Raw genomic sequence first — 12,464 nt, 5'->3', positions numbered from 1 at the left:
ACGTGGTGCTGGTGTCCACGTTCGAGAGCAAGGATGCACTGGCTGCCTACATCCCTCATCCGCATCATCAGGGCGTGGTGGCACAGATCCGCGAGATGGCGGCTACCCGCCACGTGGTGGATTACAACGTCTGAGGCGAGGGCAGCATGACGGAAGCACGCAAGGTACAACAGCTGTTCGATCTGACCGGCAAGAAGGCCCTGATCACCGGCGGCTCGCGCGGCCTGGGGCTGCAGATGGCGCACGCATTGGGCGAGGCTGGCGCCAAGGTCGTGATCAGCTCGCGCAAGTCGGCTGACCTGGAGCTGGCCGTGCAAGATCTGCAAGCAGCCGGCATTGATGCTCGCTGGATCGCCGCAGACGCCGGCAAGGCCGACGACATCCAGCGCCTGGCAGACGAAACCCTGGAGCGTGTGGGCGATGTGGACATCCTCGTCAACAACGCGGGTGCCACCTGGGGCGCGCCAGCTGCCGAACACCCGGTCGAAGCCTGGGACAAGGTCATGAACCTGAACGTGCGTGGCTACTTTCTGCTGTCGCAAGCCATCGCCAAGGCCAGCATGATCCCGCGCAAGCAGGGCCGCATCATCAATGTGGCCTCGATCGCGGGCCTGCGCGGCAACCCGCCTTTCATGCAGACCATTGCCTACAACACCAGCAAGGGCGCGGTCATCAACTTCACGCGGGCCCTGGCTTGCGAATGGGGGCACCTGGGCATCCGCGTCAATGCGATTGCACCGGGCTTCTTCCCCAGCAAGATGACGGCGGGCACGCTGGCCATGGTCGGCGAAGAAACCATTGCCAACCGTGCACCGCTGCTGCGCGTGGGCGACGATGAAGACCTCAAGGGCATCACCTTGCTGTTCGCGTCTGATGCGGGCAAGCACATCACCGGGCAGATCCTGGCGGTGGACGGTGGCGTCAGCGCCTTGATCGGTTGATGGCGATGCGCCCGAGTTTCACCCGTGCCCTCATGAAGGACTGACATGGCCATTCCCTTTGCGGTTCGCATTCCCTTCATCGAGCAGATCGGCTGCGAGATGCAGCGCTACGAAAACGGCGAAGCCGAGATCACGCTGGACGTGCAGGACCAGCACACGAACTCATTCGGCGTGGCGCACGGTGGCCTGATGATGACCTTGCTGGATGTGGCCATGGCCCATGCGGCGCGCAGCCTGAACCTGGATCAGCCGGATGGCGGGCCTGGCCTGGTCACCATCGAGATGAAGACCACCTTCATGCGACCAGGCCTGGGCCACATCCGGGCACTGGGCAGCGTGCTGCACTCGACCGCCTCCATGGCTTTCACCGAAGGCAAGGTGCTGGATTCGAAAGGCCGCGTGTGTGCCCATGCCACGGCCACGTTCAAGTTCCTGCGCGCCTTGCCGGTGTCCGACCGCGAAGTGCGGCCGGCTGCCAAACCCTTGCTCCACGGGCCGGGCTCCGATTGAGCATGCCCCCGTCCTGATCGATTCATCCGTCAACCAGCTGTCACGCTGAAGGAGAGTTCACATGACCACCAACCATCAGATCCTGCTGGCTTCGCGCCCGCAAGGCGAAGCCACCGTGGACAACTTCAAGCTCGTTGAGGTGCCCGTGCCCACGGCCGATCAACTGAGCGATGGCCAGGTGCTGGTGCGGCATCACTTCATGTCGCTCGACCCGTATATGCGCGGCCGCATGAACGACAGCAAGAGCTACGCTGATCCACAGCCGCTCGACACCGTGATGATCGGCGGTACCGTGGGCGAGGTGGTGCTGAGCAAGCATCCGCGCTTTGCGCCCGGCGACAAGGTGCTGGGCATGGGGGGCTGGCAGGAGTACTCAGTGGTGGACGCCAGTGTGAAGGGCGCCATGCTGCACAAGGTCGATACCACCCACATCCCGCTGTCGGCCTATCTGGGCTCGGTGGGCATGCCCGGCGTCACCGCCTGGTATGGCCTGATCAAGATCATCGCGCCCAAGAGCGGCGAAACCGTGGTGGTGAGCGCCGCCAGCGGTGCCGTGGGCAGCGTGGTGGGTCAGTTGGCCAAGGCCCGTGGTTGCCGCGTGGTGGGTGTGGCCGGTGGCGCCGACAAGTGCCGCTATGTGACCGAGGAACTCGGCTTTGAAGCCTGCATCGACTACAAGCAGCACAGTGACCCCAAGGCCTTTTACAAGGCCCTGAAGGAGGCCACGCCCAATGGCATCGATGGCTACTTCGAGAACGTGGGCGGCATGATTCTGGACGCCGTGCTGCTGCGCATGAACGCGTTTGGCCGCATCGCCATGTGCGGGATGATTGCCGGCTATGACGGCCAGCCGCTGCCTTTGCAGAACCCCGCGCTGATCCTGGTCAACCGCCTGAAGGTGGAAGGCTTCATTGTCAGCGAGCACCCCGAAGTCTGGCCCGAGGCCACGATGGAGCTGGGCACGATGGTGGCTACCGGCAAGATGAAATTCCGCGAATCCGTGGCCCAGGGCATTGCCAGCGCGCCCGAGGCCTTCCTGGGCTTGCTCAAGGGCAAGAACTTCGGCAAGCAGCTGGTCAAACTGATCTGATCCCTCGATCACTCTCCCTACTGATCCCCCCACAGCAGGACGCAGGACAACAACATGTCGACTTTGAATTTGCAAGCAGGCCAGACGGCCGTGATCACCGGCGCTGGCAGCGGCTTTGGCCTGGAGCTGGCACGGCTTGGCGCTAAGAAGGGCCTCAACCTCGTGCTGACCGATGTGCAGCAAGATGCGCTGGACGCCGCCGTGGCCGAGCTGAGCGCCACGGGCGTGAAGGTGGCGGCCTTGCGTGGCGATGTGTCACGCGCCGAAGACGTCCAGGCGCTGGCTGACATCTGCATGGAGCGCTTTGGTGCCCCGCACATCGTCATCAACAACGCGGGCGTGGCGCACGGCGGCCTGATCTGGGAACACACGCAGCGCGACTGGGAATGGGTGATCGGCGTCAACCTGTTTGGCGTGATTCACGGCATGCGTGTGTTCACCCCGTTGATGCTGGCGGCGGCGCGCAAGGATCCAAGCTATCAGGGGCACATGGTCAACGTGGCCTCGATGGCCGGCTTGTTGAACTCGCCGAACATGGGCGCCTACAACGTGAGCAAGCATGCGGTGGTGAGCTTGTCGGAGACGCTGTACCAGGATCTGGCGCTGGTGACGGAGCAGGTGCATGCCTCGGTGCTGTGCCCGTACTTCGTGCCCACCGGGATCCACCTGTCGCATCGCAATCGTCCGGCAGATATGCGCAGCGAAGGCAAACCCACGCCGAGCCAGATGATTGCGCAGGCGATGAGCACGAAGGCCGTCACGTCGGGCAAGGTCACGGCCACGGATACGGCGGAGCTGGTCTACAAGGCGATCGAGTCGGGGCAGTTCTACATCTACACGCATCCACAGGCTTTGGGCATGGTGCAGACGCGTCTGGAAGATGTGGTGCAGGGGCGCAACCCAACCGATCCGTTTGCGGGCAAGCCGGAGATCGGGCAGCAGTTGCGTCAGGCATTGCGGGATGCGATGGAGAAGCAGGGCTGAGTTTATTTGGGCGTGCCTGGTGAGGTGCGCTTTGGCGCTGCAGCGCGGGGCGCGGCTGAGCCGGCATCTGGCCGGGCGCCTTGTTGGCGCTGAGAAGCGCAGTGGGGAAGTGGGCACGCGCAGCGTGCTTCGTCATCTGACTCGCCGGAGCTGTTTGACTGGAGTGGTCGTCAGGCCACGCAGGGAGTTCTCCGGCGCCACTTCCTCGCGAGCATCGCAAGGGAGGCCCGCTGGCAAAGCGGGCCCGCCAACAACGAAGCCTGGCCGGATGTCGGCTCAGACCCCACCTCGCGCTCTACCGAGAAAACGCACTAATCGGTGAATCGATCTATGCAGCGAAAAGCGCGTCAGGCTTACTTGGCATCCTGCTCACGATGCCGCGCCAGCACCACCCCTCGTGGCCCAAACCGCTGCACCAGTTGCTCGACGCAATACACCGACCGGTGCTGCCCACCCGTGCAACCAATCGCCACCGTCACATAACTGCGTTGATCACCTTCCAGCGCCGGCAACCAGCGCAACAGGAAGGCCTCGATCTGCGCAATCAGCTCGGCCGATTCTGGCTGCGCCGCCAGGTAGTCGATCACCGGTTGATCACGGCCCGTCAGCGGCTTGAGTTCCTTCAAGTAGAAGGGATTGGGCAGCATGCGCACGTCGAACACGAAGTCCGCATCCATGGGCACGCCATGCTTGTAGGCAAATGACTCGAACACCAGCGTCAGGCGTGACGGTGCAGCCTGCACGATGTTGCGGATCCAGGTGCGCAACTGCGCCGGGCGCAGCAGCGAGGTGTCGATCACGGTCGAGAACTCGCGCAGCGGGCTGAGCAGTTCACGCTCCAGGTTGATCGCGTCCATCAAGGCCTGCTCGGTTGCATCAATGGGCGTGATCAGATCGCTGGCGCGCCGTTGAGGCTGATGCGTATCCGGGTGCGGCGCCTTGGCCAGTTGCGACAGCGGGTGAGGGCGTCGTGTTTCAGAAAAGCGGCGAACCAGCGCGTCCGTGCTGGCATCCAGGAACACCGCACGGACCGAATGACCTTCCTGCCGAAGGTTGGTCAGCACCGGCGTGAGGTTGGGCAGCGAATGCGCGCTGCGCACGTCCACCGACACGGCAATGCGGCGCTTCAGCTCTGGTGCACGCTTCTCTTCCAGCTCGATCATGCCGCGCAGCAGTTCGGGCGGCAGGTTGTCCACGCAGAAGTAGCCGGCGTCCTCCAGCGCATTGAGTGCCACGGATTTGCCGGAGCCGGAGATCCCGGTCAGCAAGACGATGTCCAACGCGCTCATCTTGACACCTCCATGCTGCGCACAGCGGCGCGAGCGCCTTCGGGCGACCTTGCCTCGCTCATGCTGCTTCCTTCTTGCGCTTGGCCTTGCTGGCAGCGATCGCTGCTGCTTCGGCCTGCGCTTCATGTGCCTTCGCCGTCTCCAGCATCACCTGCGCATGGGCGCGGCTGGTATCGGTCACGGCGCCGCCCAACATGCGGGCCACTTCGTGCACGCGTTCGGCGGCTTGCACCTCGCGGATGTCGCTGGTGGTCTGGCCATGGTTCAAGGCCTTGGACACCACCAGGTGCTGGTGCGCACAAGCTGCGACCTGGGCCAGGTGCGTCACGGCCATGACCTGGCGTTCGCGGCCCAGGCGTTGCATCAACTGGCCCACCGTGTCGGCCACCGCGCCACCCACGCCGGAATCGATTTCGTCAAAGATCAGCGTGCCCACTTGCGCCGCTTCATCGGCACGTTGCGAGGTGGTCACCGCAATGGCCAGGGCCAGCCGTGACAGCTCGCCACCGGATGCCACCTTGCCCAATGGGCGCGGCGTGCTGCCCGCGTGGCCGGCCACCAGGAACTCGATGTTCTCCAGGCCATAGGCCTGTGGTTCGTCCTGCTTGACCAGCGAGACCTCGAAGCGGCCACCGGCCATGCCCAGATCCTGCATGGCCTCGCTTACCGCCTGCGCCATGGCAGGGGCGGCTTGCGCACGCTGCTTCGACACGGCCTTGGCCACGTCCAGCCAGGCCTGGTGGGCTTGTTGCGCCTCGCGCTCCAGCGCTTCCAGATCGGCGGCGGCATCCAGTTCGGCCAGCTCGGCTTTCCAGCCTTGCAGCAAGGCGGGGAGCTCGGGGGCTGGGCGGCGGTATCGGCGCGCCAGGCTCATCCAGGCCGACATGCGGTTGTCCAGTTCGGCCAGACGATCCGGATCCAGCTCGGTGTGGTGCAGTGCGCTGTTGAGGCTGTGCGCCGCATCTTGCAATTGCGCTTGGGCGCCACGCAGGGCTTCGAGCGCATTGGCCAGGTTGGGCTCCACGCCGGCCACTTCTTCCAGCGCGGCGATGGCGCGGGCCGTGAGCGAGTCGGCGCTGTCATCGGCTTCAGAGACCACATCGAGTGCCAGGCGGGCACCATCGAGGATGGCCTGGCCGTGACTGAGGCGCTGGTGCTCGGTGTTGAGTTCGTCCCACTCGTCAGCTTGCGGGTTGAGCTTGTCCAGCTCGGCGATCTGCCATTGCAGGCGCTCGCGTTCGCGGTCCAGGTCGGCTTGCTTGCTGCGGGCTTCGTCCAGGCGGCGCTGGGCGTCGCGGCGTGCGGCCCAGGCTTGTTGCAGCGCGGCATGGTCCACACCCGCTTGCGCATCCACCAGGGCGCGAACCGAATCGGCGCGAGTCAGGCTTTGCCAGGCGTGCTGGCCGTGGATATCGACCAGGTGCTCGCCCAGCTCGCGCAATTGCGTCACCGTGGCGGGGCTGCCGTTGATCCAGGCGCGGCTCTTGCCCTGGCTGTCCACCACGCGGCGCAGCAGCAAGGAGGCGCCAGCTTCCAGGCCATCGAAGCCGGCTTCCTCCAGCCAGGGGGCCAGCAGGGTGGTCAGTTGCGCGGAGGGTTCGAACTCGGCGGTGATGTCGGCGCGCGCGGCACCTTCGCGCACCACACCCGCGTCACCACGGCTGCCCAGGGCCAGTTGCAGGGCATCGATCAGGATGGACTTGCCGGCACCGGTTTCGCCGGTCAGGGCGGTGAAGCCGCCGCCAAGGTCCACTTCCAGGCTGGTGACGATCACGAAATCGCGCAGTGTCAGGCGGCGCAACATCTCAACTCACTCCTTCGTTCCAGCGCAGCTTGCGGCGCAGGGTCGCGTAGTAGTTCCAGCCCTTGGGGTGCAGGAAGCGCACCTTGTGGGCAGATTGGCGCACCGTCACGCGGTCGCCGTGCAGCAGGCTGGCCAGGCTCTGCATGTCGAAGTTCATGCTGGCATCGCGGCCGGCCACGATCTCGATGGTGATCGTGACGCTGTCCGACACCACCAGAGGCCGGTTCGACAAGGTGTGCGAGGCAATTGGCACCATCACCCAGCCACCCAGGCCCGGGTGCATGATGGGGCCGCCGGCTGACAGCGCATAGGCCGTCGACCCGGTGGGCGACGCCACGATCAGGCCGTCTGCGCGGTAGTTGGCCACGAACTGGCCGTCGATCTCGGCGCGCAGCTCAACCATGGAGGCGGTGGCGCCGCGGCTCACGACCACTTCATTGATCGCGTAGCCTTCATAGATGGTCTCGAAGCCGGCGCCGCGCATGGGGCGCAGCACGGCACCTTCCAGCATGGCGCGGCGCTCTTCTTCGTACTGGCCGGCCAGCATCAGGGGCAGGGCGGTGGCCATGTCCTTGTGCTGGATGTCGGTGATGAAGCCCAGGCGGCCCTGGTTGATGCCGATCAGCGGGATGTTGAAGGGGGCCAGTTCGCGGGCAATGGCCAGCATTGTGCCGTCGCCACCCAGCACCACGGCCACATCGCACTGCTTGCCGATTTCCTTGATCGACAAGGACGGGTATTCCGTCATGCCGGTGTTCAGGGCAGTTTCCTGCTCCAGCCAGACTTCGACGCCGGTACGCGCCAGAATATGGGCCACGTCCTCCAGAACCGGGCGGATGCCGCGGGCCTGGTACTTGCCAATCAAGGCAGCATGACGGAAGCGTGAGGTGGGCAGACTCGACATGCGGGGAATTACACCACACGGGGGTGTCAAAATGAGACCGTCCCCCACTGAGGGGCTGGCGCCGTTTCACTCGGAAACTAAAATGAAGAACACATGCTGGATGATCGAGCCAAGATTCTGTTGAAAGCGCTGGTCGAGCGCTACATCGCCGATGGGCAACCCGTCGGCTCGCGCACGCTTTCCCGCGCCTCCGGCCTGGATCTGTCGGCTGCCACCATCCGAAATGTGATGGCGGATCTGGAAGAGCTGGGCCTGATCGTCAGCCCGCACACCTCGGCCGGCCGCGTGCCCACGCCCAAGGGCTACCGCCTGTTCGTGGACACCATGCTCACGGCCCGCCACCTGAACCTGGCTGACCTGGGCGCCGAAACCCGTGATCAGCTCCAGCCCGATCAGCCCCAGCGCGTGATCGCCAGTGCGGCGCACATGCTGTCGAGCCTGTCGCAGTTCGTGGGCGTGGTCACCGCGCCGCGCAAGGTCTCGCTGTTCCAGCACATTGAATTTTTGCGCCTGGGCGACAAGCGCGTGCTCGTCATCCTGGTGTCGCCCGATGGCGATGTGCAGAACCGCGTCATCTTCACCCCGCAGGACTACAGCCAGTCTCAGCTGATCGAAGCCAGCAACATCCTCAACGCCCACTACTCGGGCCTGACGCTGGATGAGATGCGCGAGCGCCTCAAGCGCGAGGTGGAGCAACTGCGCGGCGACATCGCCAACCTCATGCAGCAGGCCGTGCAGGCTGGCGGCGAGGTCATGGCCGAAAGCAGCGACCAGCTTGTGCTCTCCGGCGAACGCAACCTGTTGACGGTGCAGGATTTCTCCAACGACCTGGGTTCGCTGCGCCGCATGTTCGACCTGTTCGAGCAAAAGACCCAGCTCATGCGCCTGCTGGACGGTTCCAGCCGGGCAGACGGCGTGCAGATCTACATTGGCGGCGAAAGCCAGTTCGTGCCGTTCGAAGAGCTGTCCGTTGTCTCGGCGCCGTACGAGATCAACGGCCAGGTGGTCGGCACGCTGGGCGTGATCGGCCCCACCCGCATGGCCTATGACCGCATGATCGAGATCGTGGACATCACCTCCCGGCTGGTGTCCAACGTGCTCAGTCAGAAATAAGAAAATCTTTTAGATATCCCAAGTAAATACAATTTGCCTTATTGATGGGCGGCCTCTAGCCTTGAGGCCCTGAACCCATCAAACGGAGCAAAGATGCAGACTTGGATGAAGCGCAGCCTGGGTGTGGCTGCTGGCGTGGTGGTGCTGCTGGCCGGCCTGGCCACGGGCCTCAGCGCCATGGACGCCCCTTTGCCTGTGCCCACGCAGAACCTGCCGGATCTGGGTAGCAGCCTGCCACCTGCCAGCCCGCCGTCAGGCCTGGGTTTCGCGGTGCTCAAAACCTCCGAATCACAAGGCGTGTTCGAGGCGCTGGAGGTGGGCGGTGGTTCGTGGCTGCGCTACCGCCACCCGGCGCATGTGGCGGTGCTGGTGCGCCACCCGAAGGCGACCTTTCTGTTCGACACGGGCCTGGGCCGCCAGGTGGACCAGCAGTTCGCCGCCAACCGCTTCATGGACCGCCAGTTCTTTGCCTACCGCAACGTGACACCCGCCGTTGATCAGTTGGCCAAAGCCGGCTGGGCGCCGGAACGCATCAAGCTGATCGTGCCCTCGCACATGCACTGGGACCACGTCAGCGCCTTGCCCGACTTCCCCGATGCCGAAGTGCTGATCAGCCCCACCGAGCGCGAACACGCCCGGCACGGCCATGCGCCGGCCTTTCTGGCCAGCCAGTTTGCCGGCGTGCAGCATTGGCGCGAGCTGAGCTTCAAGCCTGGCGCCTACCTTGGCTTTGACCGCAGCCTGGATCTGTTCGGCGACGGTTCCGTTGTGCTGGTGCCGCTGGCCGGGCACACGGCAGGGCAGGTGGGCATGTTCCTGAACCTGCCTTCCGGCCGTCGCTACTTCTTCACGGGCGACACCACCTGGACCATCGAAGGTCTGCAGAAACCGGCTGATCGATCCTGGGCCCTGCGGCAGGTGGTGCATGTCGACAAGGACGAAACCGCCAACCAGGCCGCCATCGTGCACGTGCACCGCATCATGCAGCGCTTCCCGCAGCTGACCGTGGTACCCGCACACGATGAGAACGTGGTCAACGCGCTGCCGCACTTCCCGCAGTTCCAGGAGTGAGTGGCGTGAACCTGCGCAACCTCAGGTACTTCTGCTCGGCGTATGAGGCGGGCTCCACCGTGGCGGCAGCCAGGCTGTGTCACGTCACACAGCCGGTGATCTCCAACGCGATCGCGCAACTGGAGGAAGAGCTGGGCACGCGCCTGTTCACCCGCCAGCAGCGCGGCCTGGTGCCCACGCCCGCGGCCATCCGCTTGTTCAGATTGGGGGGCAAGTTGCTGGCCGATGCCCAGGCCATTGTGGAAACCTTTCAGGACGTGGCCACCCACCCCAGGCTGAGCCTGCACATTCACCCCACCGTGAGCGTGGCCCATGTGCGCGAACTCATTCGCCACCTGAAGCAGACGCTCACGCACCTGGAGTTGTCCGTGCTGGACGACCCGCAAGCTGCGGACGCCGAACTGACCAGCCAGAGCTGTGCCGCGCCGGGCAAAGCCTTCATGCCGCTGTGGGAAGAGCAATACGCCTTGCTGGTGCCTGCAGCGCACCCCCTGGCCGTGAAAGAAGAACTCTGCCTGCAGGATCTGCACGGCGTGGCCTTCATCGAGCGCACGCAGTGCGAACTGGCCAGCTACTGGCACGCCGGCCTGAGCCAGTACCAGATCGTGCCGGACGTGCGCGCCCGCGTGGACAGCCAGGAATGGGCGCTGGGCCTGGTGGCCGCCGGTGTGGGCGTGACCATGGCGCCGCTGCACCCCATGCTGATGACACCTGGCCATACGCAGGAAGGCATCGTGGTGCGCCGCGACTTGCGCGAACTGCAAGGCGCCAGCCGCGTGGTGGGCCTGGCCTACGGCGCCCACGCCCGCCACGCGCAGGAAAACGGCACCCTGACCGAGGTGTTGCGTGCATGCGAGCCCTGGGCCAGCGTATTGCCCGTGACCGCGCACGACTGTGGTTGAAAAGGCATGACAAGCTTCAGCCGAGTGCAATCCCTGATTGAGGGCAGGTGGCGTAGCAAGTCAAATGCTTTTACCTTGGCACGATGACAAGGTCGGTGGCGATGCCACTTGAGGTTCACAAATCAACTGATATCAGAGAGGTCAATATGTTTTCTACATTCAAGTTCGCCAGATTGGTGGCAGCGTCTGCTGCCTTGCTCGCCGTGACGGCGCACGCCGAGTTGCAGGTCTGGAAAATGACCGGCACCGTTTACGAGGAGTTGACCCCGCAAGGCGACCCCTTTGTGCCGCCATCCAGCTACTATGCCCACGGCAAGACCGTGACGGTCAACTACGTTGTGGACACGGCTGCCACCGCCACCGACGGCTTCTTCTACAAATCCGTGCTGGCCTTCACTGTCAACGGGATAGGCTCCAGGGCTGACAGCAACAGCTATATCTGGCCTGACGGCGTGGGCATCAACGGCATCAACGTGTCGCCCGTGAAAGCGCGCGCAGACAAGGTCAGCTTCCTGTCCTTCAACCGCTTGTACGGGGCCAAGTTCACCAACGTGAGCGATGCCTTGAACGATTTCTCGACCGCGACGGCCAATGGCACCGATGTTGATTACCGTGTTGATTTTGGCTCGGCCGGCAGCGTGCGCGTCAAGCCCACGTCGTTTGACAAGCAAACGATCCCCGCACATTGCAAGTCCCCGCTGTACCTCTTGATCGACCCCAGGTGCGCGCCCCTGCTCCCGCTTGTTCATTGAAGTGAGGCAGGCCGGCCATTGGCCAAGGTGTTGCGCGCATGCGAGCCCTGGGCGCGCTCCCTGGCCCTGGCCGACTGAGCAGGTGCGGCGTGGCCCTACAATGGCGGGCTTACCTCAGGGGGCCGTTAGCTCAGTTGGTTAGAGCAGAGGACTCATAATCCTTTGGTCGTTGGTTCAAGTCCAACACGGCCTACCAACCCCATCCGGCACTTGGCCTGCAAAGCCAGGTGCTTTTTTACTTCTTGCGCCACCGCAAGGCGTCGGCGGCGAACCGGTGTCGCCAAATACATCCTCCAGTCGCGACATCTCCTTGTCGTGTCGCGATGTATCGCTTCCAATCTGTCGGAATTGACGCGCCTCAAGCCTTTGAGGCGATCGCTCCATCCCCCCGACAGGAAACATGGCCAACAACCCACCCGTTGACGACATCGTTCCTTTCCCTGGGCTGAATGCCTGGGTTCGCGCCGCGTCCTGGTGCCAGCTCAACATCAACCCGCTCCTGATGGAGGCGGGCCTGCATCTGGATCAGCACGGTACCCATCACATCAGCCGCAAGGGCATTGTCAATGTGATGCTGCAATGCGTGTGCCGAACGGCGCCCTCGCATCACTTCCCTTTGCTGGTGGGCCAGTCTTTCGCGTTTGACACGGTGCCCGCGATCGAAACCTATCTGGCCACCAGCCCCACCTTGCGTGATGCCATGAAGGCCTTGCAGTGGGTGTCGCAGTTGTTGACCGACATCCGCCTCTACATGGAGGAAGGTCCGCAAGGCACGGCCGTGGTCATCGAGTTGGGCAAGCGGCCGGATGATCCGCCCAAGGCTGCGGGCTACTTTGTGGAGCTGATCCTCGCCTGCCTGGGCAAGTTCGCGCGCATGCTCATGGGCGATCAGCCCCTGGCCACACGCATTGACCTGGAGCATGACCCCGGGCCCGTGCTCGCCTTGTGCGAGATGCAGTTTGGCGCGCCCATCCTGGTTCATCAGGCGCGCAATGCCGTGTGGATCCGATCGTCGCTGCTGGATGTGCGGCTGCCCGGTGGGGTGCCCGATCTGCACAAGCAGTTGCAGCAGGTGATCGAGCAGAAGCTGCCCAGCGCGCCTGG

Annotated in this window: 13 protein-coding genes and 1 tRNA gene; 11 read left to right on the top strand and 3 right to left on the bottom strand. The window is 64.2% G+C overall.

Annotated elements, in window-relative coordinates; translation table 11 throughout:
• The first annotated feature begins 2 nt into the window (after window positions 1–2).
• From VFW93_RS18940 to VFW93_RS16580, 5 genes are all read left to right on the top strand, one after another.
• Window positions 3–134 carry a Dabb family protein gene (locus VFW93_RS18940; protein ID WP_414639709.1) on the top strand — a complete coding sequence of 44 codons (132 nt, stop codon included), beginning with the start codon at window positions 3–5 and terminating at the stop codon, window positions 132–134.
• A 12-nt stretch (window positions 135–146) separates the two neighbouring features.
• Window positions 147–941, top strand: coding sequence for an SDR family oxidoreductase (locus VFW93_RS16595; protein WP_329695069.1), 795 nt, complete (start codon window positions 147–149; stop codon window positions 939–941).
• A gap of 45 nt (window positions 942–986) precedes the next feature.
• Window positions 987–1,451, top strand: a complete 465-nt coding sequence (locus VFW93_RS16590; RefSeq protein ID WP_290673285.1) for a PaaI family thioesterase — start codon at window positions 987–989, stop codon at window positions 1,449–1,451.
• 61 nt (window positions 1,452–1,512) lie between these two features.
• Entirely contained in the window at window positions 1,513–2,541 is a 1,029-nt protein-coding gene (locus tag VFW93_RS16585) for an NADP-dependent oxidoreductase (RefSeq protein ID WP_329695068.1), read from the top strand.
• 54 nt (window positions 2,542–2,595) lie between these two features.
• On the top strand, window positions 2,596–3,525 hold the full coding sequence (locus tag VFW93_RS16580) for an SDR family oxidoreductase (protein ID WP_329695067.1): 930 nt from the start codon (window positions 2,596–2,598) through the stop codon (window positions 3,523–3,525).
• 353 nt (window positions 3,526–3,878) lie between these two features.
• Here the strand turns inward: VFW93_RS16580 and rapZ are convergent, their stop codons facing one another.
• From rapZ to VFW93_RS16565, 3 genes are read right to left on the bottom strand one after another with little or no spacing between them, the layout of a single operon-like run.
• Window positions 3,879–4,814: an RNase adapter RapZ gene (rapZ, locus tag VFW93_RS16575; RefSeq protein ID WP_329695066.1), complete on the bottom strand. Its 936-nt coding sequence runs from the start codon at window positions 4,812–4,814 to the stop codon at window positions 3,879–3,881.
• A gap of 58 nt (window positions 4,815–4,872) precedes the next feature.
• Window positions 4,873–6,618, bottom strand: coding sequence for a DNA repair protein RecN (gene recN / locus VFW93_RS16570; protein WP_329695065.1), 1,746 nt, complete (start codon window positions 6,616–6,618; stop codon window positions 4,873–4,875).
• 1 nt (window position 6,619) lies between these two features.
• On the bottom strand, window positions 6,620–7,522 hold the full coding sequence (locus VFW93_RS16565; RefSeq protein WP_329695064.1) for an NAD kinase: 903 nt from the start codon (window positions 7,520–7,522) through the stop codon (window positions 6,620–6,622).
• 93 nt (window positions 7,523–7,615) lie between these two features.
• Here VFW93_RS16565 and hrcA point away from each other — a divergent pair, with 93 nt between their 5' ends.
• The 6 genes from hrcA to VFW93_RS16535 form a co-directional block, all read left to right on the top strand.
• Window positions 7,616–8,635 (top strand): heat-inducible transcriptional repressor HrcA, encoded by a 1,020-nt coding sequence (gene hrcA / locus VFW93_RS16560; protein ID WP_329695063.1) that lies wholly within the window; start codon window positions 7,616–7,618, stop codon window positions 8,633–8,635.
• A 93-nt stretch (window positions 8,636–8,728) separates the two neighbouring features.
• A complete protein-coding gene (locus VFW93_RS16555) occupies window positions 8,729–9,706 on the top strand; it encodes an MBL fold metallo-hydrolase (RefSeq protein ID WP_329695062.1) in 978 nt (325 codons plus the stop codon).
• Window positions 9,707–9,711: 5 nt separating this feature from the next.
• Window positions 9,712–10,608: a LysR family transcriptional regulator gene (locus VFW93_RS16550; protein WP_329695061.1), complete on the top strand. Its 897-nt coding sequence runs from the start codon at window positions 9,712–9,714 to the stop codon at window positions 10,606–10,608.
• A gap of 146 nt (window positions 10,609–10,754) precedes the next feature.
• Window positions 10,755–11,360 carry a hypothetical protein gene (locus VFW93_RS16545; protein ID WP_329695060.1) on the top strand — a complete coding sequence of 202 codons (606 nt, stop codon included), beginning with the start codon at window positions 10,755–10,757 and terminating at the stop codon, window positions 11,358–11,360.
• A 119-nt stretch (window positions 11,361–11,479) separates the two neighbouring features.
• Window positions 11,480–11,556, top strand: a tRNA-Ile gene (locus tag VFW93_RS16540).
• A gap of 204 nt (window positions 11,557–11,760) precedes the next feature.
• Window positions 11,761–12,464: AraC family transcriptional regulator ligand-binding domain-containing protein (locus VFW93_RS16535; RefSeq protein WP_329695059.1), on the top strand; the 704-nt coding region annotated here is incomplete at its 3' end.

The organism is Aquabacterium sp. (assembly GCF_036279675.1).
Taxonomy (GTDB): domain Bacteria; phylum Pseudomonadota; class Gammaproteobacteria; order Burkholderiales; family Burkholderiaceae_C; genus Aquabacterium.
This window is presented reverse-complemented; position numbering and strand designations above follow the sequence as displayed.